Origin of the sequence: Burkholderia sp. Tr-862 (genome assembly GCF_011753085.1) — a bacterium.
In the GTDB taxonomy this organism is placed as follows: domain Bacteria; phylum Pseudomonadota; class Gammaproteobacteria; order Burkholderiales; family Burkholderiaceae; genus Burkholderia; species Burkholderia ambifaria.
The window spans coordinates 30308-56302 of record NZ_VWWG01000023.1 but is presented as its reverse complement, the minus strand read 5'-3'; the positions used below and the strand labels follow the sequence as shown (position 1 = coordinate 56302).

General features: G+C 61.5%; 23 protein-coding genes. 6 read left to right on the top strand and 17 right to left on the bottom strand.

All coding sequences use genetic code 11. The features are described from left to right. Window positions 1-10: 10 nt before the first annotated feature. From F3J14_RS10200 to F3J14_RS10140, 13 genes are all read right to left on the bottom strand, one after another. Complete coding sequence (locus F3J14_RS10200; protein WP_166722865.1) at window positions 11-1300, bottom strand: FAD-binding oxidoreductase; 1290 nt, start codon at window positions 1298-1300, stop codon at window positions 11-13. Between the two features lie 42 nt (window positions 1301-1342). Continuing rightward, window positions 1343-1870 (bottom strand): hypothetical protein, encoded by a 528-nt coding sequence (locus F3J14_RS10195; protein ID WP_166722864.1) that lies wholly within the window; start codon window positions 1868-1870, stop codon window positions 1343-1345. A 274-nt stretch (window positions 1871-2144) separates the two neighbouring features. Next, the gene (locus F3J14_RS10190) at window positions 2145-2354 is read right to left on the bottom strand and encodes a hypothetical protein (protein ID WP_166722863.1); all 210 of its coding nucleotides are present in this window, start codon (window positions 2352-2354) and stop codon (window positions 2145-2147) included. A 1247-nt stretch (window positions 2355-3601) separates the two neighbouring features. Then, on the bottom strand, window positions 3602-4162 hold the full coding sequence (locus F3J14_RS10185; RefSeq protein ID WP_348771977.1) for a DUF1629 domain-containing protein: 561 nt from the start codon (window positions 4160-4162) through the stop codon (window positions 3602-3604). Between the two features lie 234 nt (window positions 4163-4396). Next, the gene (locus F3J14_RS10180) at window positions 4397-4822 is read right to left on the bottom strand and encodes an NTF2 fold immunity protein (RefSeq protein ID WP_166722861.1); all 426 of its coding nucleotides are present in this window, start codon (window positions 4820-4822) and stop codon (window positions 4397-4399) included. A 12-nt stretch (window positions 4823-4834) separates the two neighbouring features. Then, entirely contained in the window at window positions 4835-9097 is a 4263-nt protein-coding gene (locus F3J14_RS10175) for an RHS repeat-associated core domain-containing protein (protein WP_166722860.1), read from the bottom strand. A gap of 21 nt (window positions 9098-9118) precedes the next feature. Next, a complete protein-coding gene (locus F3J14_RS10170; RefSeq protein WP_166722859.1) occupies window positions 9119-9577 on the bottom strand; it encodes a DUF1795 domain-containing protein in 459 nt (152 codons plus the stop codon). 65 nt (window positions 9578-9642) lie between these two features. After that, window positions 9643-10086 (bottom strand): hypothetical protein, encoded by a 444-nt coding sequence (locus F3J14_RS10165; protein ID WP_166722858.1) that lies wholly within the window; start codon window positions 10084-10086, stop codon window positions 9643-9645. A 43-nt stretch (window positions 10087-10129) separates the two neighbouring features. After that, window positions 10130-10999 (bottom strand): ankyrin repeat domain-containing protein, encoded by an 870-nt coding sequence (locus F3J14_RS10160; RefSeq protein ID WP_060043280.1) that lies wholly within the window; start codon window positions 10997-10999, stop codon window positions 10130-10132. Continuing rightward, entirely contained in the window at window positions 10999-13998 is a 3000-nt protein-coding gene (tssI, locus tag F3J14_RS10155) for a type VI secretion system tip protein TssI/VgrG (RefSeq protein WP_166722857.1), read from the bottom strand. Before tssI ends, F3J14_RS10160 begins: the two co-directional genes overlap by 1 nt. Before the next feature lie 146 nt (window positions 13999-14144). Next, window positions 14145-16025, bottom strand: a complete 1881-nt coding sequence (gene tssF, locus F3J14_RS10150; RefSeq protein ID WP_166722856.1) for a type VI secretion system baseplate subunit TssF — start codon at window positions 16023-16025, stop codon at window positions 14145-14147. A 634-nt stretch (window positions 16026-16659) separates the two neighbouring features. Next, window positions 16660-17172, bottom strand: coding sequence for a TniQ family protein (locus tag F3J14_RS10145; RefSeq protein ID WP_166722855.1), 513 nt, complete (start codon window positions 17170-17172; stop codon window positions 16660-16662). Then, on the bottom strand, window positions 17165-18034 hold the full coding sequence (locus F3J14_RS10140) for a TniB family NTP-binding protein (protein WP_166722854.1): 870 nt from the start codon (window positions 18032-18034) through the stop codon (window positions 17165-17167). Before F3J14_RS10140 ends, F3J14_RS10145 begins: the two co-directional genes overlap by 8 nt. Here F3J14_RS10140 and F3J14_RS10135 point away from each other — a divergent pair. After that, window positions 18033-18389, top strand: coding sequence for an acyl-CoA dehydrogenase family protein (locus tag F3J14_RS10135; protein ID WP_166722853.1), 357 nt, complete (start codon window positions 18033-18035; stop codon window positions 18387-18389). The two genes, F3J14_RS10140 and F3J14_RS10135, sit on opposite strands and share 2 nt — an antisense overlap. Before the next feature lie 1222 nt (window positions 18390-19611). On the opposite strand, the gene F3J14_RS10130 is transcribed toward F3J14_RS10135, so the two are convergent. Next, entirely contained in the window at window positions 19612-19854 is a 243-nt protein-coding gene (locus tag F3J14_RS10130) for a hypothetical protein (protein WP_166722852.1), read from the bottom strand. On the opposite strand from F3J14_RS10130, the gene F3J14_RS10125 reads away from it, so the two are divergent. The 5 genes from F3J14_RS10125 to F3J14_RS10105 all read left to right on the top strand — a co-directional run bounded on the left by F3J14_RS10125 (window position 19840) and on the right by F3J14_RS10105 (window position 23499). After that, window positions 19840-20913, top strand: a complete 1074-nt coding sequence (locus F3J14_RS10125) for a TIGR03118 family protein (protein WP_166722851.1) — start codon at window positions 19840-19842, stop codon at window positions 20911-20913. The two genes, F3J14_RS10130 and F3J14_RS10125, sit on opposite strands and share 15 nt — an antisense overlap. 76 nt (window positions 20914-20989) lie before the next feature. Continuing rightward, window positions 20990-21406, top strand: a complete 417-nt coding sequence (locus F3J14_RS10120) for a plastocyanin/azurin family copper-binding protein (RefSeq protein ID WP_166722850.1) — start codon at window positions 20990-20992, stop codon at window positions 21404-21406. 340 nt (window positions 21407-21746) lie between these two features. Beyond that, on the top strand, window positions 21747-21974 hold the full coding sequence (locus tag F3J14_RS10115; RefSeq protein ID WP_166722849.1) for a DUF2945 domain-containing protein: 228 nt from the start codon (window positions 21747-21749) through the stop codon (window positions 21972-21974). Further along, window positions 21971-22549 (top strand): DUF488 domain-containing protein, encoded by a 579-nt coding sequence (locus F3J14_RS10110; RefSeq protein WP_166722848.1) that lies wholly within the window; start codon window positions 21971-21973, stop codon window positions 22547-22549. Before F3J14_RS10115 ends, F3J14_RS10110 begins: the two co-directional genes overlap by 4 nt. A gap of 212 nt (window positions 22550-22761) precedes the next feature. Then, window positions 22762-23499 (top strand): sulfite exporter TauE/SafE family protein, encoded by a 738-nt coding sequence (locus F3J14_RS10105; RefSeq protein ID WP_166722847.1) that lies wholly within the window; start codon window positions 22762-22764, stop codon window positions 23497-23499. A gap of 141 nt (window positions 23500-23640) precedes the next feature. On the opposite strand, the gene F3J14_RS10100 is transcribed toward F3J14_RS10105, so the two are convergent. The 3 genes from F3J14_RS10100 to F3J14_RS10090 all read right to left on the bottom strand — a co-directional run bounded on the left by F3J14_RS10100 (window position 23641) and on the right by F3J14_RS10090 (window position 25983). Next, window positions 23641-24219 (bottom strand): NnrU family protein, encoded by a 579-nt coding sequence (locus F3J14_RS10100; protein WP_166722846.1) that lies wholly within the window; start codon window positions 24217-24219, stop codon window positions 23641-23643. 238 nt (window positions 24220-24457) lie between these two features. Continuing rightward, window positions 24458-24877: a TfoX/Sxy family protein gene (locus F3J14_RS10095; RefSeq protein ID WP_166722845.1), complete on the bottom strand. Its 420-nt coding sequence runs from the start codon at window positions 24875-24877 to the stop codon at window positions 24458-24460. Next, entirely contained in the window at window positions 24874-25983 is a 1110-nt protein-coding gene (locus F3J14_RS10090; protein ID WP_166722844.1) for a malate/lactate/ureidoglycolate dehydrogenase, read from the bottom strand. Before F3J14_RS10090 ends, F3J14_RS10095 begins: the two co-directional genes overlap by 4 nt. Window positions 25984-25995: the final 12 nt, after the last annotated feature.

Sequence of the window (25995 nt, the reverse complement as noted above, 5' to 3'; positions counted from 1 at the left end):
TTCCGGTGCGTCAGACGGTATCGCGCAGACGGTACCAAACCTTGCCGATCGCTTCCAGCGGCGCGGCGAGGCGGTCGCCGCCGGGGAAGCGCGGGTTGCGGATGCGCTGGTACTGCGCGAGCAGGCGATCGTCGCCGAGCACGGCATCGGCGACCGCGCGGGCACCGGCGAGCGTCGGCAGCACGCCATGTCCCGAGAAGCCCTGCAGCCAGAAGCGCTGGCCGCGGCGGCCGATGTCCGGCGTGCGTCGCATGCTGATGTCGATGTGGCCGCCCCACACGTAGTCGAGCGGCACGCCGCTCAGTTGCGGAAACACGCGTTCAAGGTGCGGGCGCGTCGCCGCCGCGATGTCGGCAGGTATGCCACCGAGATAGGTGCAGCCGCCGCCGAACAGCAGGCGGTTGTCGGGGCTCAGGCGGAAGTAGTCGGGCACGAACTGGTTGTCGATCACGCAACTGTTCCGCGGCAGCAGCGCGCGTGCGACGTCCGGCGCGAGCGGCGCGGTCGCGACCTGATAGGTGCCGACCGGCAGCAGCCGGCGCGACAGTTCCGGATCGAGCCGGTCGACGTACGCGTTGCACGCGAGCACGAGCACGTCCGCGCGCACTTCGCCGTGTGCGGTGCGAGCGACGTGGCCGCCTGCCGTCTCGCGATAATCGAGCACGCGGCTTTGCTCGAAGATGCGGCCGCCGGCCCGTTCGATCGTCTGCGCGAGACCGAGCGCGAGCTTCAGCGGATTCAGATGACCGGCCTCGGGATCGTAAAGCGCGGCGAGATAGCGCGCGCTGCCGATCCACTCGGGCATCTCGTCCTGCCCGATCGCGCGCAGCCGGTCGTAGCCCCAGCGCTGCGCCGCTTCGTCGCGGGCCTGCGCGAGCATCGCGACGCGCCGCGGGCGCAGCGCGGCCCACAGGCTGCCGGGCCGGTAGTCGATGTCGAAGCCGTGACGTGCGGGCAGTTCGCGCACTTCGGCCGCGGCCCAGCGCATGCTGTCCCACAGCATGCGTGCGCCGTCGCGGCCGAGCGAATCCTCGAGCGGCTGCATGTCGCACGACCAGCCGAGCAACGCCTGACCGCCGTTGCGGCCCGATGCGGCCCACGCGACGCGGCTCGCTTCGAGCACAACCACGCGCTTGCCCGCGAGCGCGAGGCGCAACGCCGTGTGCAGCCCGCTGAAGCCCGCGCCGACGACCAGCACGTCGGCGTCGATGCGTTCGTCCAGTTCGGGACGCAGCGGGATCGGCGCCGGGTAGGTGCCGGCGTAGTAGCTTGCGACGTGACGGTCGGACTGCACGAACATGCGGACTCCCGTGAAATTCTCGCCAGTTAATTTCATGAAAAATTAGCACGGCAATTTCACAGAGGCAAGGGGGATTGCGCGGCGAGGCGGACTGGCAATACAGCCCGACGAACTAAAGTTGCGCGCTTTTAAGGCAATCTCGGCGCTATCCAACAATTTGCAGAGATGATGCAACTTGCCTGTTCTATATCTTTTAGCGACTGTCGTGACGAGCGTATCGAGTTCGCGCCGCGCGCTATCCTGCCAAAGCTCAACCGGGAGCAAAAGCGCGCTTTCCAACGCGCCTTCGGCATCAGGATTCCGTCCCAAAAATCTGCTGTAAGTGTCCAGGGCATCGGTGCACTCGTACACCAGCTCCTGTAGCTTGTTTCTCGGGCCGGTCACGGCTGTAAGATCGGGTAACAAGGTAATGTAGTCCGGATACACAATTTCGCGGAGCGCGTAGAACGACGTGTACCCAGGTGCACGAAGCTTCGTTTTGTTTATGGGAAGTCTCATCCAGTCGCGATACTTTTCGGCATACTTCCGCTCGAACAACTGACGGAATTCGCGAGCACAACGGGTCACCACCGTACGCTTATTGACCGCACGCTTGCCGAACTTGACATTCCCAATAGTTACTACAGACTTTCCGGTGTCAGTGTTAATTATGTAAAATTCAATAGTCCTAATGAGATTGCTCCGTTGGGGGCATCCTCTACCGCGCCGTCCACAGGCTCACCGAATTCTGGCCGCCCGCTTAGCCCACGATCTCAACAATGGCGCCGACGAATCGAGTGCACTCCCGGGACTATACTGTGCGTGTTGTATGCGACCGCTCGTCGAATACCGATGGGCATTTTACTCACTGGTAATTTTCTAAGAAGATGAGCAACGGCTCAAATCCTATCGCGTCATTGTCCGCCAAAGACAATCTCACTGAGCTGAAACGCGCCGGCGCGTCGCGCATCCGGTTGAAAAGCTCACCTCCCGGCCGCTTCATGTCGCCGCTTGCGGCGAGTCTCTTCGGTTGTCGTGATACTGATGAAATAACACCGAGCACACCAGTGGCCACGTCGAATCGTATTCGGTGTGGCGAGCCATCGATGGCCTCGGGCACATTCCCACTCAAGTCTGGTTGCGCTATTCACATAAGTCGCTGAGATACACTTCCCACCACGCTCAAGCGCAATATTTTTCATCAGATCAAGCCCAAGCTTGGACGCGTCGCGGCTACATACTGGGCACCAATGCCCCCGAACAACTGCCCCAGGAGCAGCCTCCCAGCGATGCCCATGTTCGCACTCCCATTTCAGGCGCGTCGCCGCGTTTCGGTATGTTTCGGACAAGCACCGACCGCCCAGCTGCGTCGCCCGCTGGCGCATGCGCTCGATCCCAAAGCGCATCGAGTCCCGCTGACACTCCGGGCACCAAGCACCACGAAAGATTCTCGCGCCTTGTGTTTCCCACTCGTGATCAGCACCACACCGGAATCTGTAGTAGGCCTTGCTGCCCTCGTAGACCTTCGAGAGACAAACCCCACCGTGGCTCTTCGCTCGTTCACGTAACCTTCGCAGGCCGTCCTTGTGACGATATGCGTGCACCTTCTCTCGGTCCGAACAAATGCGACACCATGCACCGCGCACGATCTCGGTACCGGAAGTCTCCCATTCGTGTCCAACAGCACACCGGAAACGATAGCGCTCTGTCAGTTTCGTGTAGCCGGTCGACAAACACTTGCCACCTCTCGCTTTTGCAGCGGCTCGCATGCGCGTCATCCCATCCGGATCGGCCATGCGCCTCGAATGTTGCGCCCTCGCGCAGAGTACGCACCAAGAGCCTTTTCGCAGATTCTCGGCGGTCTTCTCGAAAACGTGCCCTGCCTTACATACAAACTGGAGTGGTGAGCCTCGGCCCGCGTACTGCTCCGAAAGACAGCGCCCGCCTGCCTGGCGCGCGAGTTGATGGATCTGACGAAGTACCTCGTCAACGCGACATGCCGGACACTGGACCATCGTATAGAACAGATAGGAGCCGCATCGGCTTGATTCGTGTCCCTTGCGACATCGAAATCGATACTGCGCGTTCCAACCTCTCCATTCTGATTCCAGCAACTTCAGTCCGTATGGACGAAGTGCCTCTCGCATTCGCTTCAACTGATCGAGTGACAACGTTGCTGCTCCGCAAAATTCCTTTCGTCGGCCTACCCGCGCATAGAGGCCCAGAAGTCGACCACCCCAACGTATGATTATCACAAGTTACTCTCGTGAAATCGAGGCCACCCGGGCCATGCTCTGACCAGTCACCGGGAGTTGCGAAATCCTACTTCTCAGATTGCGAAATGACCTCTCCGAAATCGAACCCTTTTAATTTATTTTGCTCTACAAGCTCTCTAAAACGCTCGGATACAAATACTGTAGCAGGACTTTCTTTTAGGCGAAATATATCAGCCCCTTCAATGCGACTCTTCAGAAGAAATATTTTATTAAAAACCGTCGCCTGAGGATAGACTTTGAATTTTGATGCATCCATATCGACAGCATTCTCTATCACCCGGGTTACATGAAATCCGGACATGTCTTTTATCGGGGCCTCGACCTGCAATATCTCCCCGCTGTCACGAAGCACCGGCGCCAATACAACAAGTGCCCTCTCACTAAACACGAGAAACGGAGATAGCATCGTATGAACGTCGCTGGTCTTTTTTCTGCGCGAAGTGCCCCACGTGAGCTTAACGGGGTCATAGTCTCGGCCAAACCCTCGCCCACATAGAGCGGTTGCTCGTATAGCTACGCTATTGTCATATGCGATTTCACCGCCATCATCGACTTGAACGAGAGGCTGAAATGCTTCATCCTGCCTCAAACCGTAAACGTTACTCACGCACCGCCCCACATCCAAATTCCATAAATACCGAGAATCCATCAGCTATTATGGCGCGGTGCAACTCCTCGCGCATCCCGGCCTCACACGGCTCAAGAAAAAATGTCGGCGTGTTACTCTCAGCACCCACGATATCCAGACCGATACTATTTACCTTTCTGCACGGAATCAAAGGGTGTCTCATTCCGCCAGGCTTGACAATGCCCAATCAGAAAAACGGGGCGAACGACGTTGTTAGAGAACTGAACGCTGCCATTTGTCGTTAAAATTAAGAAACTCTTTTTTCTTCACCATCCATTTACCCGCCTTTTCCTTCATCGTGAATCGGGATATCGTCAACATTCCCAATGTCTGGCGAATGGTGAAAACCACCTCTCCGTCTTTGGATTCGACGCTATCTTCAACATCAGTTTCAGGATCGTATGTCGGCGGATCCGAACAACCCAAATCAATCAAACGACCTTGGTTTGTTTTTTCCTGGAACGCCCATTTCTCTAAAATAGCAGAAAGATCTTTCCGTGCACGGTCATCAATACCAGAAACATCGCCACCACTTTTCAGAGCACTATGCTTTTTCTCGTAAAAATCCTTTTCCCATTGATTCATCTCCAACATAAATGATCGCAACGCCGCTCGTGCTTGCTCAACATTATCATCCATCATCTTAAACCTTTAATTATTGAAAATACCACCCATAATCTTCTGCCCATTCTGGAATACGTCATAGATTATCTGCGTAGGCCGAGTGCCACCGTTACCGTAGACGAATTGGATGTCCACATCAGCCGAGCCAGCCCTCTTCACATAAGCTGCGACCCGTCCCTCGAAATCCCTGAACAAACCACGGTTGATGCCTGGCAACTGAGGGAAGACACCGTCCTTTCCACCACTCCCGCCGAGAAGTTTTCCTAGAATGTGGCCCGCATCGTCAGTTGGATACCCCAATAATCTCGCCCACGCTCGAGACGACGCATTCGTTGCGGTTCCGGTGCCGAGGTCCGCAGCCGTGATCGTCGCGGTTGCACGAAGTGGCTGACCGGCGGCCCCACGCGAAACAGCAGGTGTAACACACCATCCCCACGGATCAATCCATCCGGTTGGATTGGGCGCATACGCGTACAGATTGTCACCACCCAACAAGCCGATCGGATCTTGGTTGATGAACCGCCCTACGTCCGGATCATAGTATCGAAACGTGTTGTAGTGGAGGCCAGTGCTGTCGTCGGCATATTGCCCAGCATAGCGCAACGGCTGATCGGTGCGCGCGGCGGTTACTTGCCGGCCGCCTGGTTCGACCTTACCCCAAGCCGCATATTGGCCGGCCCACGCTAGCTCCCCCGCCTCGTCGGTCACTTCGAGCGGCGCCCCCACGAGATCGGTATGGAAGTAGTAGATCCGCGCGGCACGCTTGGCCGTGTCGATTGCCGCTGCAGCCAACGCCTCTGCAAGTACCGCGTCGACGCGCGCCACTGGCGAGTAAGGTGCGTCTGGACTGTACACATAGCTGCTCACACCAGTCTCGCGGACCTCCTGAGCCAGTCGCGCCCCCTCCCAAACAAACCGTTTCGTCTCGGACCGTTGCTTCGCGCCGCGCACATCGAAAGTGGTATCGGTTTTCGCGATGCGCCGACCGAGCGGATCGTAGGCAAAATGAGTTTCGACGACGCCACGCACGTCCTGCGTTCGGACCAGAATCAGCCGGTCCTGCCCGTCATACGTGAAGCGCTGCGTCCGGTTCGCCCCGCGAAACTTTGCCGCCAGATTGCCGAACGCGTCGTATTCAAAGCGCAGGTCCTGCCACATGCGCAGGCGATTGCCTTCGACGTACCCACGACTTCGCCGCTGCGCTTCGTCGAGCAGATTTCCGGCGGCGTCCCAAGCAAATTCCTCGAGCTGCCGGTCCACGGTGTTTGCGCGGCGAGTCAGTTGCCCAGCCGGATCGTAGTTGTACTGCGTGTTGCCGCGTAGGCTGTCGCTCATCTCGATCAACTCGCCGGCGGCATCGTATCCGTAGTTTCGCCACAACTGACCGCGCCCGCGTCCCAACGCTTCAGGTTGGAGGCCAGACGACTGCCAGACCTTACGACCGAGCGGATCATAGGCGGAGCGTTGAGTCAGCCGCCCCTGTGTACGCGTGATCTCGCGATGCAAGTCGTCACGCTCGAAGTCGCTCACCACCTGATCGCCGCAGCGGATCTGGTGCACGTGCCCAGAGCCGTAACGCAACATCTGCAACGTCTGGTTGTGAGGCAACTCGAGCGCCATCACGTTATCGAGTGCATCGAGCGCATATTCGACCCTGCCATTCGCCCCATGCTCGGCAACCAGTCGACCGGCCTTGTCGTATTCGAAGTTCACAACGTCCGGCGAGATCCCAAGTGCTATGCCGACTGACGTCGGCGTCCGCTCTACCCTCACTAACTGGTCGCCCTTGTTGTACTCGAAGCGCGTGACTTCGGTCGGCGAATATTGCACCTTCACATTTCCCATCCGGTCACGTTCCAATCGGATGGTTCGAATCGGACGATCTTGCGCCGAACGGCCTTCTGGCGCACCAACAAAGTCTACAGCCAACAATTCACCAGCTTCCCCATACTCAAACCGCCGCTGCACGCCATCCGGACGGGTCTCGGTCAACAGGCGGCCGCCTGCGCTATACGTGAATGTGTAGTGGGCGTGGCCCTGTCGGAGCTCGCGAAGCCGTCCTTGTGCATCGTAGCGATAGCAAAGCCGCCTTCCGGCGGGATCGATCGTCTCGATTAGCTGCCCTCGAGTATTCCGCAGCAATTGCTGGACGTGTCCGCCACGGTCGACGTGTCTGACCATCAATCCTGCCGCATCGTGCTCGAATGTCTCCGCGCTGCCGTCTGGATACCTAATCTGGCGCGGCTCCCCGGTGGCGCGCAGATCATACGAGATGCGTTGCCCCAGAGCATTCTCGCGCGCGAGCGGCAGGCCGAACGCATCGAAAATCGTCCGCGTCGTTTTGCCGGAACAGTCCGTGTAGCCGACCAGCTCGCCGAGGCCGTTCCACTCCAGCGTCGAACGACCGCCACGCGCGTCGACGTGCGCGATCGGCAACGCGGTCAGCCCTTTCGGATACTCGTAGCGATTTTCCCGACCAAGCGGATCCTGACTCAACAGCAGCCGGCCCTGCGGATCGTATTCCGCGCGCCAGGCCCCGCCGTCAGCCCCAACAATCTCCACGGGCCGCATGCTGTTGCCGTCATAGCGAGTGCGAGTCGTGCGACCGAGTGGATCCGTCTCGGCGACAATCCGACCTGCCTCGTCGTACTCGAACTGGACGGTGCGCTCACCCGGCAGCATCAGCATCACCGGCATGCCAGCGTCGTTGTACTTGATCCGGTAGAGTCCGCCGTCGAAGTCGGTGTACTCGACAATCTGAAATTGTGCGTCGAAGCGCCAGTGCGCGGTGCGGCCATCGGCGTACCGAACGCGAGTTTGACGGCCTTCGATGTCGTATTCGAGCGTCGCGTCCTCGCCTTCGCTGGTGCGTGTCGCGACAACCCGCGGCTGCCCTTCGATCGTCGACCACACGTAACTCGACGTGAAACCCAGTGCGTTCACGTGACTCGCCATCAGGCCGTTGGTATATGCGAACTGGCGCACGACCGCCCCATTTGCATCCGTCACCGACGCCAGTTGGCCGTTCTCATCGTATCCATAAGCGACGGCCAGCCGGCGCTCATTGCCATGAACGAGGGTGACCGCGCTAAGCCGTCCGTGTTCCTGCTCGTAATCGAGCACGGCATTCAATCCGCCGCACGTCAGAATCTCGGTGACGCGGCCGCGGCTGTCGCGCTCGAACTGGCACCACTGTCCCGCCTGATCCTCGATGCGGCGCACCCATGCGATGCGGCCGGAGTCCGGCTCGTATCGGCCGAAGTCGTAATACGTCTCGCCAATGTCATGCAGGATGTAACGTCCATCGGGCGTACAGGTCAGGTATTGCTGCTCGGCTTCGCTGAACGCAGCTTGCCCAGATCTCAGCAGCGGAAACCCACTCTCGCGCCCTTGCGCGTCGGTGTACCAAAGTCGCCCGTCGCGAGCATGTAGACGAAGTTCCCACGGGGCGACCCAGCCGCGCCCGAGCGTCCCCGCATAGTCGATACTGCTCGAATAAAACCGCTTGATCGCGACTGGCATCGGGCTCGGGATCACGAAGTCTGTCTCCGATTCGGCCAACAGGATCTTTCTTCCGGTCGTGACGTCGACCGGGTTGCCGAACATTCCCCCGATCGCCTTGTTGATCGCCGGGCCGGCAACATAGCGCCCAAAGGCTTCTCCAAGGACGAACCCACCGATGAATTTTGCCGCGCACGGTAGAACCGCGCGCGACAAGCCCCCGGCTGCCTTCAAGAGTCCGCCAAGCCCCCCGATCAGCCCCGCCAGCGCGAACGCCCAGTCGGTAGTGGTTCGTAGCCAAGGCGGCACTTCGTCATCAATCGGCAGGTAAGTCTGCGTGCCGCCGTGAAAGAACGTGTCGTGAGAACCGTCGCCGATCGTCGCGCCGCAGGTAATCTTGTCGTCCTTCCGCGCCGCGGGCCGCCCGTTGATGAAGATGTTCGTCGATCCTTGCGCGACAAGCGGGATGGGATTGTGCTTGCTGCAAGCCACGCCGCTCAGCGTCGCATACGCCGCCGAAAGGGAGTTGACGTAGACGTCCGGCGAACCAGTGATGATGTTGCCAGATTGCGAGCTGAACATCTTGCCGATCGACTCGCCTATTGATAGGAGAGCCTGCGCTCCGATACCGGCCATCATGCCCGCCAGCAACGCCACGCCGAATCCGCACGTGAATGTGGCGAACGCGACTGCGGCGATCAGGGCAATGCCCAGCACAGCGCCGACCAGAAAGCCTGCCAGCGCGCTGGTGTGATCGATCGGGTCAGTGACTCGTGCGGCTTCGTACACGATGATGGTCCTTTGCTGTTGTTATGCCGACTCTTGTTCTGCCGGACGGTAGCCGTCGAGCCAGTCGCGCCACAATGCGTCGAGCGTTTCGCCGAAGCTCTTCGCGCTCGACGCGGTAAAGATCAGCACGCGTCCTGAGGCAACAATGAATGCACCTTGCCTTTGAAAAACGGTCTTGGGGCCGTTCCGATAGGCAGCGTCGATGCGCTCCCCGGGCATCCCGTCAGTTTCCGACCCAAGCCGTTCAGTTTGACGCGAAAGCACCCGGTGTCCCTGCAACCGCGATTTGAGCAGCGCGATCTGACGATCGATATACGGCGCAAGGGTCTCTCCGTCCTTGAGCCAGTCGCGTGCGACACTGAGGTTCGGCTGCGCGGCCGTATCGGCCGGCACGAAGAGGTTGGTCGTGCGATCCTCGAAACCGTTCGGCAGAACGATGCTGCCTTCGTGAATCCGGATACGGTTTTCGGAATCCGTCATGCTGGTTCTCTCGTGATGTGTAGTTGTTGGAATGACTGGAAATCAGCGCCCACACGCGCCGACACTCATTTTCCCTGCAGCGCGACGGTGCTTTCCCGACGCAAGCGCAAGCTGCCCGCGAGCAATACGACATGCGCGACGAGCCACGCGTAAAACGCAACGCCGTAGCCGGATATCGGCGTCGCAGCTGCTTCGTTGAAGTACCACTTCGTCGTGAACAGTGAGCAGAGCGCACAGGCGAGCGCAGCGGCCGAAAACTGGCTCGCGCGGGTATGTCGGCTCCGAGCGAGCTGGACGGCCGCAGCCACGTAGAGCGGATTGGCCAGCCATGCTGGATTGAGCATGAACAGTCCCAACCAGCCTTGGGCGAGAACCGACAGCCCGCTGAGCGACGCTTCCTTTTCGAAATACATCGCCGGCATCACCAGCGAGAGGACGTACAGCGCCCCGGATACGCCGAGGACCGTCTCTCGTCTGACACGCGGCGTCGAATCAACAACGTTCATCATTTCCCGAATCCATTGCACGACGCTTCAACCGTCACGCGTGCGTTCAATCCGTCTGGCCGGCCGGCGTCACAACCTTCTCGCCGCGCGCGCGCATCGCTGCGCGTTGCGCCTTCGGATCGAGCGGCGGCCACGGCGCGCCGGCCGTGACGATCTTGCGACGAACCTCTTCGATACGCGTACGCGCCGGCGAGTCCGCGGCCGTATGGTTCTTCAACTCGTTCTGCAGCACCCACCCGTACGACACGCCGAGCTGGCTGGCAATCTTCGGATCCGCGCCGTGCGAGAGGAGATAGTCGACGACGTCCCACTGCTGAATCATCGTCGCCTCGAAGAGTGCGGTCTTTCCAAGCGAATCGCGAGCGTTCACGTTGGCCTTGTGCTCAACCAGCAGCTTCAGCTGGGGCAGCAGCCGGTTCTCTGCAACCGCGAAAATCATCGGCGTGTCGCCGTTGTATTGCCAGTTGGGATCGAGCCCACTGTTCAACAACACGCGCAGGAGATTGGGTGTATCGGCCCGCAATGCAACATCGACTACCGATCCGCCGCTGCTGCCAACCGGCGCCTTGGGATCCGCACCGTTCTTCACGAGCACCGAGATGATTTGGTAGCGCGGATTGGACGCGTCATTCTTGACCGGAACGATTTCCTGCACGGCATACGACAGCAGCGTCGTATTCTTCGCGCCCGGCGCATTCAGATCGGTCTTAGGCGCAAGCTGCTGAACGCGAGTGAGGTCGCCGTCATGAATGGCCTGAGCCAACGTGAGTTGCTGCCCCGAAAAGAAATCTTCCGGTGCGTAACGCTTGAAGCCAGTCATGTTCGTCCCTTGGGCTTGAGTGGGCCACCAGAGCGGCGAGGACACTCCAACGAGTGCGGCAATCGCGCCGGCGGTTATCGCTTTTTTGTATCGCATCAGTGAGATGAATTCAGTTGGGAGACCAGGTCGAGTTGATCCTTCGCGACCTGCTGGTTGATCCCATTCGTCACGTCACCCATCAGGTGACGGCCGACCGTGGTCACGCTTTCACCGTCGAGCGTGACGGGGCTGCCAACCGCCTTGGGCATCAACGCCGCCGTACCGTCGCTGATCGGTCCGAGGCGGCCTTCCTGCAGGCCGGTCAGGATATCGCCGTCGACGCGGTAGGCCGTGATGTTGGCCGGCTGGGCGGTCCCGCCGTATTGCGCGACGGTCTCCGGATTGAGGCCTGCAGCATTGAAGGTCACAGCCGAACCGCCGCTGGCCTCGGCTCCAGCGGACGCCAGGCCACCGCCGAGCGAATGCCCGGTGAAATCGACGCCGGCCGACGCGCCCGTGGTCTCGATGTTCTTGCCGATCGTGACCGCATTGCGGTAATACGGCGCATCGGCGCCGAGCCCTTGCGCCATGTTGTTGCTCATGTCTTCGCCGAAGAGCTGCTGGGTGCCCTTGAACGCTACCGTCGGCTTCATGCTGTCGCCGAAGACATTCGGATCTGGGATGTACATCTGCGACCCGAAGTTGCTACCGCTTTTCTCGAAGTCGCTCGGCTTGAGCCCGAACGCCTTCAGTGCTTCCGGATCGTTGGACGCCATTTTCCACCCAGTCGGCGGCGGATCGTTCGGGTGATACACGTGATCCGCGAGTTTCGCCAGTTGCTGCGCCTTCAGCGAGCTCGCCAGCTTGGCCGCCGCCGCCCGCGTCGCCGGGTCGGGGCTCGCCAGCCCCTTCGCGATCGTCGCCTGCTCTGCGGCCCACTCGAGCGCGAGCGCCTGTTCCGCGGACTGCGCACTGCCGCGATTCAGATGGATGACCGGCCCGTCGAGATAGATGCCGTTCGCGTTGATGACGATCGTTGACGGACCGAAGGTCAGCTTGATGCTGTCCGGCGTCATCGTCACGACGCCATCGCCGACACGATGCTCGATGCCGTCGCTCGCCTGATGGCTTTGCATACCGGGCCCGGCCTTGCTCGCGATGGCCTTCGTATTGATCACGTTCGCCGTGGTGTCGCGAGTCAGCGCGATGGTCTCCTTCAGTCCGCCCTGCGCGATCTGCTTCGTCTCGCTGCCCTTGAGCAGCGACACCGTGCGCCCGCCGGCTTCGACCGTATGCGTTTCCGAATCCTTGATGACAGTGTTCATGTCCTTCTGCGCGTGCAAAAAGACTTCTTGCGCGCCGTTCACGTCGGAGAACCGCAGTTCGTTCGAGCCGGCGCCCTTGTGCGTCTGGCTCTTGATCCCCATCGTCTGCCCGGCGGCCCCGTGATAAGGATTGCCCTGCTCGCCGTTGTAGACGCGGCCCACAATGACCGGATTGTCGGGGTCCCCTTGATTAAACGCGACCAAGACCTCCTGATTGATCCGTGGGATGGCGGCCGCTCCCCACCCGTCGCCCGCCCAAGGTTGGGACACGCGGACCCACATCGAATCCGAGCCGTCCAACTTGCCGCGCCGATCCCAAAGAAAGTGCACCTTCACGGCACTGCCGTTCGTGTGGATTTCTTCGCCCTTTGGGCCGACCACGATTGCCGACTGCGTGCCATGAATGACGGGTTTCGGCGTATTTCTGGGTGACCGATATGGAAACTTCTTTGGAAGCAGAGAAAATGTATTGCGGTACGGCAGTTTGGCGTTGTGTTCCGTGTAATCGTTCACGGCCTCGTGACGAACGTGCAGGATTGCGTATTCCTGATTGTTGGCCATCACTGGATGGTTGGTCACCGTCACACTGCCTGCAGCGCTCATCCGCCACGCATAGCCGCTGCCCGTATACCGATGCGCGCTCGCTTCTTCTGCTTGCATCGCAATGCGTGCGTAACGGTCGCCGTCATCGCCGTGGTCGAATAACGACTGATGTTCGAAACGCTCTGTCGTTTCGAGCCCCGCATGCCGGAGATTCTCCGGCTCGGCCTGCGCCAGCATCAGCGGCGACGACGGGTTCTGGTGATTGAAGTCGCGAAAGGCGATCTTGCCGACACCAAAACGCCGGCCTTCATGCAACTGGTCGATACCGTTGTCTTCACTCGCCGCGCTCGCGTTATACGGCAAGTTGGCCAGCCCGTCGATCGGGCGGAAAACGAAATTCGTATCGCCGATGACAAGGAAGTGCTTTTCCTTCTCGAAGCGGTGCGTCCAGATCAGGCCTTCCTGCTCCATCAGACGCGCACAGAAGTTGTAATAGGACTCCTGGTACATCACGATGTATTCGAGCGGCTTCTGTGCGGTCCGGATGTCGAATTCGAAATCGGTGAACCCGTGATCCTGGAAAATCTCGGTGAGGATGTCCTGAGCGGTCTTGTTCTGGAAAATCCGGCAGTCGGTCGAGCGCGTCAGAAACCAGAACCACGGCGCCACCGTCATTTGATATTGCGTCACCTTGCCCGGGTTGCCCGCCCGGTCGAACGATGTGACGTATCCGTCGAAGTAGCGAATGCTGTCGGCCCCGCCTGACGAGACGATCCGCTCGAGCGTGGATTGCCGGGCGCTTTGGTCGAATCGAATCTTGATCGGTTGCCCGATCAGCTGATCGGGCACCAGATCATGCTGGTGCGACAGCAAATCGAGGTGGATTTCCGGCAACCGATTGACGTGTTCATCGATGACCGCGGTGCTGACCAGCAGCACGTCCGGACCGAGCGGCGAGTCGATGGTCACGTATCGATTTAGCTGAGTCAGTCGAGCAACGCCGCCGGCCGCATTGTTGAGCGCGTCCGCAATCGCGGCCGGCGTTTTGTTCATCAGCGAAAAACCGGTCTGAGCAAGCTGAACCGCGCGTTGCACGGTGTCGATATGGCTTGCGACGCCGGCGAGCGGGCCAATCTGGCCTGCCACCGTGGATGCGACCGGCCCGGCAAGGCCGCCAAGCGCGCTCAGCGAGCCCAACAGATTCCCGCCGGAACCGGCCGGAATACCGCCATTCGGGGCGAAACTCATTTGAATTCCCTTTATTTTCGTCTCAGGTTCTGCCCCCAATTGGCTCACCAGCTTGAGGCCCCGTTACTGTAGGACAAAACGTTTGCCAGCGAAAGATACCTGAAATTCCTTTGCAATTTCCCTGCCGATACTTTTCCACTCGCCAATCAAATAAGTGGTTGGGAACCGACGCAGGGTTCACCGCGTCGCAGTACCGCGCGGGTTTCTGCCGAGACCAATACGATTTGCACGAAGCTGGTGACTGGAACGTACGGGGAAAATAGTCGATCCATCACGCGCCCCAATCCGGCGAGACTGAATTGGACGAAACGAAGCTCGTCGATCACGAGACGAACCTCCAATCCTTGGACGAACGCTGAAGCCGGCTTGCCCGGCATCCAGCGCCGCACCCGTTCAGTCGAGAGGGAGACGAGCGCGTCGAATCGCCGGCCGGCGTCGGGCGCGGACATGCCGAAGCGAGTGCAAAAGCGCTTGAACTCATTGAGGCCTTCGGCGTTCAGTCGTGCTGCCTGCGGAACCAGCCACGACAGCAGTTCCCACTGGTCACCGCGGCGAAGAATCGGCGCGGGACTTGCACTGGGCTGAGCCAACAACTCGATCTCGTCACCAGAGTCCCCATCGCGCACGGCTAACTGGCGCTCGCGCATGTCCGCCAGGTTGCCATTTGTGCAAGACAGCACGATGTCGAGCTGGCGCTGCGCGGCCGGATCAACGGGCTCGCCGCGAGCGTTCACAAGCGCGAGTTCCAAGCCACGCAATCCGTCTGCGCGCGCTCCAGTTGCCTGTCCGCGCAGCACTTCCTGTCCCGTCTTGCCGGGCTCGGAAGGCGGCTTCGGCGCACGCCGGGCTTCGTCGCGCAAAACAACCCAATACGGGCCTGGCGCTGCGCCAAGCGCGTGCTGCAAGGATTCGAAGGGCGGCAGAAGCGCGGCGCCCTGGGCGGTCGTTATACGGACCTGATCAACTGACCAGATCTCGGTCGTGGCCGCGGTCTTCAGCGAAAACGGTTTCAGCGCATAGTACGCTTGCCCAGCCTTCGTTTCGATTGGCTCCGCATTGCTCGAGAACAAGTTGACTACTGGTGTGCAAAACAGCCGGAGATTGTCGGCCGACGCTGCAATCAGTCGTTGGGCGCAACGTGAGTCAGGGTGGACGCCGGCAAGGGCCAAATGCAACGTGATCCTGCGCGCACCGCCCGCCAACCGTTTCAACCGCGCCAAATCCAGATCGAGGTTGTCAAATCGAGCGGGAAACGCACCGTACTCCATCAGCAGATGAAACGGCGTAATCGCATTGTCGCGAGGCGGCGGAAGCAGCGCGTCGGCATCGTCGAAACCTGCGGCCGCCAGCGGCATGTCCACCCAACGCCAACGCCCGTTGCCGTCCAGTTCAACGAAGGCCCGTGTGGCGTGCATCAGCACGCTGTCGGCGAGCGCAGCCACCACCTCCCTCTCCCCCGCCAAGTGCAATCGCACCGTATCTGGAGCGATGGAGAACTGGGCTGACGGTGCCGTGAGCTCAAGGGTGAAAGACAAAATCCCCGTGGTGTCGGACGGCAGTGTCGTTTGCACCGGCGCGACGGTCGACGTCGCGTAACGTACAGCGGAAACGGTCAACGGTACCAACGTGACGTCGGCGGCGGTGCGGAACACCAGGCGGCTATTCGGCGCCACCAATTGGGTGCCGCGTGGAACTATTCGCGGCTCAGTCTGCTTGCTGTCTCGATCCACGCGGAATTGGGCCATCGCACAAGATGGAAACGGCCGCAGGAACGCTCCATGGATCGTGTCAATCAACGCGTGAGTAAACTCCGGCACCTCATCTTCGAGTCGGATGTCGTGCCGAGCGCACATCAACGCGAACGATTGCAGCAGCCGTTCGACGTGTGGGTCATCCGAGTGCTCACCGGACATCGCAAGACGAGCCGCGATTTTGGGGTAAAGCTCGGCGAATGCGCGCGTCGAGCGGCGCAGCAGACCCAACTCACGCTCAAATTGCGGTAGAAGATCCTCGGGTTCGATGGCCATACGCGTTTCAGATAGTCACGCCGATCTTTCAATCGGTACCCTGCTCATGGATAGACGCAGCGATTCTAACCGGGCGTCGCGCACGCTTATCTCGAATTTATCGAGTCGGGAGCGAATCAATCATAGTGTTTGAAATACGCAGGCCATGAGGCATGCCGTGAAACGAGGGCCGCCACTATGGCCCTCGTGACAGCCCTCTGGGCTTCGGGAGGTTCGGTTGCCCATCGCCAAGCGAGCAAAAGCGATGAGCACGCTCTCGAAACTTCTCGGCATCGTAGCAGAGCACGTTCGTTCGTCGACAACGTTTAACGATTGTTCACCGATTGCCAGCGATGCGCTCAATATCGCCCATTCGCAGGCACCGATCTCGAGAACGGTTTCCACGTCGACACAACTCTCCAGTGTGGCCAAACGATCGTCGCAGCGCGTACGTCCCTGTTCCTCGCGCCTCCGACGGCCGACACTTTCGGCCACCTACTCGGTACGCAGGATATGCGCAGGCCCGCCCCAGAAATGGTGTGCGCTTGCAGAACGAAGCTCGCTCGCCTATACCGTACTCGATGCGGCACCTGTAGGAGTTCACAACCAATGCTAGCCGTGCCCAAAGGAGTGCTAGCAATGTTCACTAATACCGCTAGCGTAGTGTTTTGCTCAGCCTAAGCGGTGGGCATCGATAACGTGATATCGCCTGCAGCGCGGCGTCGAAATTCGGAGCTCTGGCGAAAATCGATTGCGGAACAGTCTCGAGCAGGGTGTGGTGCACCCGGCAGTAGTCGGCTGACGGATCGAGCCACTCCCTCTTCCACCGTGATGCAGTGACATCGGCGTCGTTCAGAACAAGACATCTGAAGCAATACACCAAGTACTTCTGGTCGAAGACCCACTCATGCGGCGTCTGGATCATGCTCAGAATGCCGTCGTTGAGCCGCGCAACGCGAGATAGACGGCTCAGGGTTGGGGATGGAACTGGGGGAAAGAGGATCCAGCCGGCCTTGGTCAGGCTAGGCATCGCTACGCCTGTGCCCGATTCCCAGATCAAATCTACGCTCGTCTGATACCGCGCCGCGATTCGACCCAACCAGCTACCAAACGCCTCTTCCAGGAAGGGGCGAGGTGCGATGGGCCACGGCCTGTGGGTGTCAGACATGCGCGCGGGCAACTCGTTCAAGGTGAGCGATATCGATGCACTCGTCATCGTTCCTGATCGCCAACTCTGCTGCTTCGTTGAGGATCGTAGATATGGCGCCAGTCAGCCCCCCGCTTATCTCGAGAACGAGCTGGACAATCTCACGTCGCGACAGATTCGATGGTTTTCGTAGCGGCAAGACTTTCTCGAACGCAGCCATGAGCCTGCGAAGACTTTCACTTTCCCTCCACCTTGGGATCTCGAATGGTCTGTAGCGGCTGATCATCTGTGAATCGGTCTGAAGCCCTAGAACGGCATCGCGCGTACCGACGAGGACCATGCTAGTCTGCGGGTCGTTGGCCAGGTATTTTAGAAGGTTCAAAGAGGCGCGTTGCTCACGGTACGTTCCGGCGAGCAGGTGATGAACCTCGTCTACGATTAGCATCTGCGGCGACATCCGCCGCAAGATGTCGCGAGCGAGCCGCTCGAGTGTGGCAAGCCCCGCGGCGGGGTTATGTGGCGCACCGAGCTCAAAGAGCAAGGCGGCGTAAAAGCGGTGCTGATCGGGGGTGGGAGGCATCTGTACGCTCACGACCGGACACCGCTCTACCCCAGTTCTCTCGTCGAACTCGCTGGGGTGCGCTCGCCTGAACTTGGCCGTTATCTTGGTTTTCCCGATGTTCGAGTCGCCGTGCAGCAGAAGACACGGCATGCGCTCACGTCTCGGCGTGTCATAGAGCCGCTGCAGTAGCTGCAAGGCTTCAGTCGCTCGGGGATAGTCGATCCACCGGTCACGTAGCAGACCCTTTATGCGATCCTCTTTTCCGAGCAGGACCTGATCTCTTGCTGCGGGTAGCAGATGCGCGAAATCACACTGCTTCATGCTGGCCCCCTTCGACGCCGCCGTCCGCGAACGGATCGGCATGCTCGCGGCTGAGGTCGAAGCCGGCAGGCACCTGTTCATGCAGAGCCTGCGAGCGGTCGCGTCTGGCGGCAGCGGCCTGCACGAGGCCGCGATCACGAAAGCCTATACCGGCGAATTGCTGGAGCGCCTCGCCGAAGCGGCCCTCGACCTGCTTGGCCCCGGGGCCGGTCTCGCCCAGGGCGCGGCCGGCGCGATCGGCGCCGGCCGGTTCGAGCAGCTGCTCTATGCCGCGATTCCGATCGTCGTCGGCGGCGGCACCGCCGAGATTCAGCGGAACGTCATCGCGCAGCGCGGCTTGGGCCTGCCGCGCTGATGCGTGCGCCACCCGTAGACCGAAGCAAAGTTGTCACCGTTTGCGAAGTAAAAATGTCACTTCGCCGATCGGCATCGACTGGGAAACGGAAAACTGCCGCAAATTCATCGACTTGAGTGTCGCGCAATAAAGTCGTCACCGGTCACGACGTTGCGAAAACAGGTGTCAACTCGCCCAAGACGCACTTGCACCGCCGGCAGTCGCGGTCACGCGTGCCGCGGAACCCGAGTGTGACTGGGCAGTCATGCTGTCGTGATAAGCAGGCTTGTGCGAAACTCGCGTTTGAGCGGGTAATCGGAGCATCGTGATAAGGTTCCTCTATCCTATCATCCACACCGTTCTCACCGATTTGTGCGCGTGTTTGGGATGCCTTCTCGTCACTACCTTTAACCACTGAAACGGTCTCGACGCGTCCCAACTAGAGGCTTGAGCGGCTCGCCAGTTTAATATATCGCTATAAGACTGCGATCGCCCATCAAACATAGACCAACGATGCGATTCCCGTTGTGTACACCGCTCCAAGGCCTGACGCGCGAGTTCCAGACCGTCAGGCACCACGACCGCCCAACTGGGCACCTTAGCTGGCTCCCTCGACTCAGACGGAGTAACGATTTTCGAACCGGTAATGAAAGGTTGCCTCCTCTGAGTGGATTAACAACGACCTTGAGGTTAGAGCCAACATGCCCCACCTCGAGCTCCATCCAAATCCTCAAGAATTCAGCGTAAAGCACGTGTGGCACCAATTCAATGGATGGAGCCAAGCCGTCCAATGTCGGCATACGTAGCTTCCAGTGCCTGATCGATCGGTTTCGCGCTCCGGGAAAGTAGAGCTTTGCTCCGTCGAACATGTTGCACGACGAGCCGACCGGGATTGGAACTCGCTGCCACGAGGGTGCATAGGCTTGCTCACGGTCGAGACCATAGAGATCCGCGCGCTTCGCTGACGTAAGGATCGACAGATAGCGGCGATGCGGGCGGACGAACTTTCGGAATATCTGTCGACGCACCGAGCGATAAAGTCGAACAGCCAGTATGCGTCCCGCTTCCAGGTCATCGGCCGTATCGCGTGTGTGCATCGTCCACTGGTCGATTGTCGCTGGTGTTGCACCCGTGCCTGTCAACCAACATTCCGGCGGCCAAGCCAGCCCGCTTACAGCGCCCCACTTTTGCGCAACAACGTGCTCCTGTTCTGCCACATTTGCGACGCCCGGCGTGCCTCCCATCAGTTCATGGCACCGGCAATGGCGCCGTCATCACCGTGGTGGAACAACGACTGGTGTTCGAAACGCTCCGTTGTCTCGAGCCCCGCATGCCGGAGATTCTCTGGCTCGGCCTGCGCCAGCAGCAGCGGCGATGGCGGGTTCTGGTGTTTGAAGTCAAACGAAACGAACGGAATAAACGCATCGGCCGGTCCGTTTACTAACGTCCCAATCGTGTTCGGAGCCCGGTCATGAAACAGGTCCATACAACGCTCGGCGCTGCGATGATCGCATTCGTGCTGACCAGCGTCGTAGCATGCGGCAATTCATCCCACGTCAGTCAGTACAAGGTCGATGTACTGGTTTCCGACGGTGCCCTACCCGCTGCTCACGTGGATACAAACCTGAAGAATCCGTGGGGCATTGCATTCAATCCCAGGGGTTTTGTGTGGGTCGCGGATAACGGGACGCAGCACGCAACGCTCTATGACGGCAATGGCGTCCCGCAATCGCTCGTCGTGACGATCCCCGCCGGCTCGCAAGGCGACGCCTCCCCCACGGGCATCGTATTCAATGGCACGTCGGACTTCGTGGTGACCCAGGGCACAAAATCGGGTCCGGCATCCTTCATTTTCGCTGGCGAGGGCGGAACGATCACGGCGTGGTCGCCAGCCGTCAATCCGACCTCGGCCGTCACCGTGTTCGACAGCGGCGGCAGCGCCGTCTACAAAGGGCTCGCCATGGCCAGCAACAACGGCGCGAATTTCCTGTACGCAACGGATTTCCACAACAACAGGATCGATGTTTTCGACAGGACCTTCACAAAGGTGACGACGACCGGTGCATTTCAAGATCCCGCTTTGCCGGCCGGGTTTGCGCCGTTTGGAATTCAGGCCATCAACTCGAAACTTTACGTTGCTTATGCGAAGCAGGATGCAGCAGCACACGACGACGTCGCGGGTGCAGGATTGGGTTTGATCGACGTGTTCAGCCCATCGGGACAATTCATTCAACGCTTCGCCTCCGGCGAACCGTTGAATGCGCCGTGGGGCATGGCGCCTGCACCCGCGGATTTTGGCCGCTTCAGCAACACCGTTCTGATCGGCAACTTCGGTGACGGCATGATCCACGCGTTCGATGCGACGTCAGGCATGCTGCGCGGGACCCTGCAGCAACTCGACGGCAAGGCGATCGTCGAGCCGGGGCTGTGGGGCATCGCATTCGGCAACGGTCTCAACAATCAACCTGTCAATACGCTGTTTTTTGCTGCCGGCTCCAACGACGAAGCCGACGGTGTCTATGGCCGCATCGACGTCGGCCCGTGAGCGTTCTCGCCGGGATTGCTTGCGGCAATCGCTCGACGCCGGATAGGCGCATTGTTTCGATGCAAAGGAGGCCCCCATGGACGCCACTTACAGAATCGCTGTCATCGCCAGTGTGACTGCCCTCGGCATGACATCGCATGCCGGCTGGGCGGAGCAAACCGTCGACGCGACGTTGCGTTCGAACTCGATCCAGCTCGACACACACAACGTGAAAGCGGGTCGCGTCACGTTCGATGTCAAGAATGCCGTGGACAACAACATGGAGCACGAACTCGTCTTGCTCAGGACCAATCTCCCGGATGATGCACTTCCTGTCCGCAAAGGGCAGGTGCTGGAGCGCAGGTTGAGAAAGATCGGCGAAGTCGAAGACATCGCCCCGGGAACGAGCAAGCGTGCGTCATTCAAGCTCATGCCCGGCCACTACGTGCTGATCTGCAACAAGCCGGGACATTATGTTGCGGGCATGCACACGGCGCTTGTCGTGACGCCGTAAGTCACTTCGGCGGCCCGAAAGACAGCCCGGAAGCGCCGCCGTGCGATCGGAACAGGAGACTTCGCCGCGCGGCGCGCCAGGCATGTGCGCCGCCGACCTCGGCTCCTGTTCAGTTCGTCCGTCGCGCAGCGCCGCTCGGCGTCACGCCGACGGATGCCCTTGTGCTGCTGCCCCCACCTCCAAAAGAGCGCAACTTTAGTTCGTCGGCCTGCGGCCGCGTCGCTTTTCCCCCATCCAGTCCCGACGGATAATGAACGCCTGCACGCGTTGCCGTCACGGTACGAACAACCCGCGCCGCGACGGCAAGCGAACGCGGCATCGACGCAAGGAGGCTTCCCGCATGACGCAGCCATTCAGACTGGGCGACCACGTCCGCTGGAATTCCGAAGCCGGTTACGTAACGGGCACGATCATCGCGATCCACACGCAGGATTTCGACTACAAGGGGCATCGCCATCGCGCGTCGCCCGACGATCCGCAATATGAGATCAAGAGCGACCGGACCGACCACATCGCCGCGCATCGCGGCCGCGTGCTCGAACGCATAACGGGCAAGCGCGACGCATGACGCTCCCGTTCTTCACAATCGGCCATTCGAACCGCACGCTCGACGCGTTCGTCGAGATGCTCGACGCGGTCGATATCGCGCTGCTTGCCGATATCCGGAAGATGACGCGCTCGCGCACGAATCCGCAGTTCAACGAAGCGACGTTGCCCGACGCGCTGGCCGCGGTCGATATCGCGTACGAGCACATCGCAGCGCTCGGCGGCCTGCGGGGCAAGACGCGCGGCGTGCCCGACGAGGTCAACGACTTCTGGACCAACCGCAGCTTCCATCGCTACGCCGACTACGCGTTGTCGCCCGAGTTTCGAACGGGCCTCGACCAGCTGATCGAGCAAGGGCACCGGCAACGCTGCGCGATCATGTGTTCGGAAGCCGTGTGGTGGCGTTGTCACCGGCGCATCGTGTCCGACTACCTGATCGCGCGCGGCGAAACGGTGCTGCACATCATGGGCCGCAATCGCGTCGAGCCCGCGCGTCTCACGGCCGGCGCGGTGATCCGGGACGACGGCACGATCGTCTATCCGGACGTCGACAGCGATGCAGCTGACGACGGCAGCGCCGGGCAACCGAACGAGTAACGCGCTCGGGTCGTGCTCGTGCGCACGGCGGTGATTGCCTGACGCGCGGCGCAACGGCAACGCTCCACGTGGGCCGGCCGTCGCCCCTGCGCGTCCGACACGCCGCGCGCTCGCCGCGGTTTGCGCCGCCGCGATCCTGCATTACCATCGGGCGATCATCGCGCGAGCCGCTTCCGGCCCGCGCGCCCCGCCACCTCCGCACTCCTTCACCGATGCTCGTTCTCATCATCATCGCCGGCCTGTGGGCCGGCCTGCAAAATGCCCTCGCGGGCGGCGGCTCGTTCGTCACGCTGCCCGCACTGATCCTGTCGGGCATGTCGCCGCTCGCGGCGAACATCACGTCGACGGTCGCGCTGTTCCCCGGCCAGGTCACGACGGGCTGGGCGAGCCGAAACATGGTGCGTGGCGCGGGCAAGCTGCCGTTTCGCGCGCTGTTCGCGATCAGCGTGGTCGGCGGCGCACTCGGCGGGCTGCTGCTGCTGAAAACCCCGTCGTCGATCTTCTCGCACCTCGTGCCGTGGCTCGTGCTGTTCGCGACGGTCGTGTTCGCGTGGGGCAGCTTCTTCCGCAAGCCCGGCGTGGAGACGCAGCATCTCGGCCCCGTGACGGCCGCGATCGCGCAGTTCCTGATCGCGATCTACGGCGGCTACTTCGGCGGCGGCATCGGCTTCCTGATGATGGCCGCGCTGACGATGGCCGGCTTGTCGCCGCGTCACGCGATGTCGACCAAGAATGCGCTCGCGGGCGTGATGAACGCATCGGCGGTCGTGCTGTTCCTGACGTCGCCGCACCTGCACTGGCAGGCGGCGATCGCGCTCGGCGGCGGCGCGATCGTCGGGGGCCTGCTCGGCGCGTGGGCGCTGCACCGCGTGAACGAGCGCGTGCTGCGGATCGCGATCGTCTGCATCGGCGTCGCGCTGACCGTCGGGCTGTTCGTCAAGCCGATCTGACGCACGCGCGCCGATCGCACGCTCGGGCAAGCGTCCGTACGTTGAGGGAAGGCGGGTAGCAGGTAATGCGCGCGCCTCGATGTCTGGGGCACCTGGGGCGGCTCATGCGCCCCGCTCGTCAATCCTTGCAGGCGGGCACGTTCAACCGAACGGCCGCACGCCGATCAGCGGTCCGTGCAGGAACAGCGCGAAGACGGCCCATACGACGAGCCCGGCCCCGATCGTCACGGCATCGCCCGACAGCCTGCCGGCCGGATAGCGGACGCCGTCGCGGCGGTCGCGCGCGCGCCACACGATGAAATCCACCAGCGACCACACGAAAAATGCGCCGAACAGCACGACCGCATGCAGCGTGCCGTTCGCGAGCAGATGCGCGACCGCCCACACCATCACGCCGGCCACCATCGGATGGCCGACGAGCGTCTTGATGCGGTTGCGCGGCACGTAGGACGCGGCGATCAGCACGAATGCGATCGCGGTCAGCATGCCGGTGAGGTGGCGCACGCCGACGGGTGACACCCACAGCAGCGTCGCGCTCTGGCGCGCGATCCCGTAACCCCAGATGATCAGCACGAAGCCGACGATCGACGCGATCGCATAGGGGCCCTTCCAGCGTTTCTCGCCGATCCGCTCGATGGTGACGGAGCGCCAGCCATCCGCGACGATCCGGATCGAATGCACACCGAGGAAGATCGCTAAACCGAGAATCAGGACGAGCATCGGCTATCTCCGTCTGGAACGATGAGTGGGGGGAAGCATTCGCGCGGCTTTCGATGCACCGTTCGCGAGGCCGGCGGCGACACCGGCTCGGGTTGCGCCGGGCACGGACGCAATCGCGCCGATCATAAACGCCGAGGCCGCCGTTGTGAAGCAGGCGGAACACGCGGTGCGTCAAGCCCGGCGCTTGCGCGCACCCGCCGTGGCTCGACAGAAAGGACAAGGAAGGAACAGCGTCGTCTTACGGCCGACGCTGCGTGCGCTTGCGCGTCGCCTCCGGTCTCGGCGCCGGCTTCGACTTCGGCCGTGCATTGCGCTTCGGCGCCCCCGCCAGCAGCGCCGCGCGATACGCGCCGCGACACCAGTCGAACAGCGCGCCCGCATCCTCGAGTACGTCGGCCGGCGTTTCGTAATAGCCTTCGAGCGCCACGGTGCGCGTGGGCCGCTCGTACGAGAACGGCCCCATCCCCGCCGCAACGAACGCCGGACGGTTCACGTCGTCGACGCGCAGGAACAGCGACCCGCGCGACATGAAGCCGAACATCACGCCGTCGAGCCGCATCGCGGCGCCGCTGAAGAAGCGCACGACCTCTACCTTGCCGAGCGGCGCGAGCTGGTAAGCGATCTCCTCGCCGTGCGCCTTCTCCGCCTGCCAGCTCATGCGAGCTCCGTACAGCGCTGCGTCCACCCGTCGAGTTCGGCGTCGTCGAAGCCGACGGCCGCCGCGCTCTCGCGGATCTGCCGCCACGTCGCACGATCGACCGGAATGCCGTCCGCGCCACGCGCCGCGCGGCTCGCCTCCTCCGGCTCGCCGGGCATCCGCACCGGCGCATCGCCCGCCTGCGGCGACGCCTTCGCCCAGGCGACGAACGCATCGGCTTCACGCTCCGCGTCGGCCGCATCGAACGCGTTCGGGTCGATCAGCACCGACAGCATCCCGTTGACGATCGCGCTCGTCTTCTGCAGCGTGTCGCCGTAGGTCGTATGCCCGCCGACCAGCGCGCCGCCGAAGATCTCGCACATCGCGGCCAGCGCATAGCCCTTGTGCAACCCGAACGGCAGCAACGCGCCGAACGGCTGCTCGTGCATGACGGCCGGATCGTCGCTCGGCTGGCCGCGATGATCGATCAGCGACCCGGCCGGCACGCGCTTGCCCTGGTTATACGCGACCCGCGTCTTGCCGTACGCGATCGCGCTCGTCGCGAAATCGAGCAGCAGCGGCGGGCGGCCCGCGCGCGGATACGCGGCGCAGAACGGATTCGTGCCGAAGCGCGGATCGGTGCCGTTGAGCGGCGCGACGAGCAAGTCGCCCGGCACGTTGACGAAATGGAACGACACGAGGCCCGAGCGCGCGCACTGCTCGGCCCAGTGGCCGATGCGGCCGAGGTGATGGACGTCGCGCAGCCCGATCGCGCAGATGCCCATGCGCCGGGCCCGCTCGATCCCTTCGACCATCGCCTCGAACGCGATCACCTGGCCGAAGCCGCGCCCGCCGTCGATCGTCAGCACCGCGCCGCCGTCGCGAACGATCGACGCGTGCCCGTTCAGCTGCAGCTGCCCTTCCCGCCACGATGCGACGTAGTTTGGGATCATCCCGATCCCGTGCGAATCGTGCCCCGCCAGATTCGCGCCGACCAGGTGATCGGCGACGAGCCGCGCCTCGCGCTCGCTGCTGCCGGCCCGCTCCCAAAGTGCCGCGACGAATGCGTGCAGCGGTTCGGCGCGCAGGCGCAGCGGGTCGGTAGCAGGTGTCGGCAGCGCGGTCATCGGCAAGTCTCC

Excerpts from the sequence above, each read along its gene's own strand:
- F3J14_RS10165 (WP_166722858.1), bottom strand. The coding sequence starts at position 10,086 with ATGATGAACGTTGTTGATTCGACGCCGCGTGTCAGACGAGAGACGGTC.
- F3J14_RS10095 (WP_166722845.1), bottom strand. The coding sequence starts at position 24,877 with ATGAGCTGGCAGGCGGAGAAGGCGCACGGCGAGGAGATCGCTTACCAG.
- F3J14_RS10130 (WP_166722852.1), bottom strand. The coding sequence starts at position 19,854 with ATGGACCTGTTTCATGACCGGGCTCCGAACACGATTGGGACGTTAGTA.
- F3J14_RS10110 (WP_166722848.1), top strand. The coding sequence starts at position 21,971 with ATGACGCTCCCGTTCTTCACAATCGGCCATTCGAACCGCACGCTCGAC.
- F3J14_RS10105 (WP_166722847.1), top strand. The coding sequence starts at position 22,762 with ATGCTCGTTCTCATCATCATCGCCGGCCTGTGGGCCGGCCTGCAAAAT.
- F3J14_RS10170 (WP_166722859.1), bottom strand. The coding sequence starts at position 9,577 with ATGACGGATTCCGAAAACCGTATCCGGATTCACGAAGGCAGCATCGTT.
- tssF (WP_166722856.1), bottom strand. The coding sequence starts at position 16,025 with ATGGCCATCGAACCCGAGGATCTTCTACCGCAATTTGAGCGTGAGTTG.
- F3J14_RS10180 (WP_166722861.1), bottom strand. The coding sequence starts at position 4,822 with ATGGATGATAATGTTGAGCAAGCACGAGCGGCGTTGCGATCATTTATG.
- F3J14_RS10160 (WP_060043280.1), bottom strand. The coding sequence starts at position 10,999 with ATGCGATACAAAAAAGCGATAACCGCCGGCGCGATTGCCGCACTCGTT.
- F3J14_RS10115 (WP_166722849.1), top strand. The coding sequence starts at position 21,747 with ATGACGCAGCCATTCAGACTGGGCGACCACGTCCGCTGGAATTCCGAA.
- tssI (WP_166722857.1), bottom strand. The coding sequence starts at position 13,998 with ATGAGTTTCGCCCCGAATGGCGGTATTCCGGCCGGTTCCGGCGGGAAT.
- F3J14_RS10120 (WP_166722850.1), top strand. The coding sequence starts at position 20,990 with ATGGACGCCACTTACAGAATCGCTGTCATCGCCAGTGTGACTGCCCTC.
- F3J14_RS10135 (WP_166722853.1), top strand. The coding sequence starts at position 18,033 with ATGCTGGCCCCCTTCGACGCCGCCGTCCGCGAACGGATCGGCATGCTC.
- F3J14_RS10125 (WP_166722851.1), top strand. The coding sequence starts at position 19,840 with ATGAAACAGGTCCATACAACGCTCGGCGCTGCGATGATCGCATTCGTG.
- F3J14_RS10100 (WP_166722846.1), bottom strand. The coding sequence starts at position 24,219 with ATGCTCGTCCTGATTCTCGGTTTAGCGATCTTCCTCGGTGTGCATTCG.
- F3J14_RS10145 (WP_166722855.1), bottom strand. The coding sequence starts at position 17,172 with ATGTCTGACACCCACAGGCCGTGGCCCATCGCACCTCGCCCCTTCCTG.
- F3J14_RS10090 (WP_166722844.1), bottom strand. The coding sequence starts at position 25,983 with ATGACCGCGCTGCCGACACCTGCTACCGACCCGCTGCGCCTGCGCGCC.
- F3J14_RS10140 (WP_166722854.1), bottom strand. The coding sequence starts at position 18,034 with ATGAAGCAGTGTGATTTCGCGCATCTGCTACCCGCAGCAAGAGATCAG.
- F3J14_RS10200 (WP_166722865.1), bottom strand. The coding sequence starts at position 1,300 with ATGTTCGTGCAGTCCGACCGTCACGTCGCAAGCTACTACGCCGGCACC.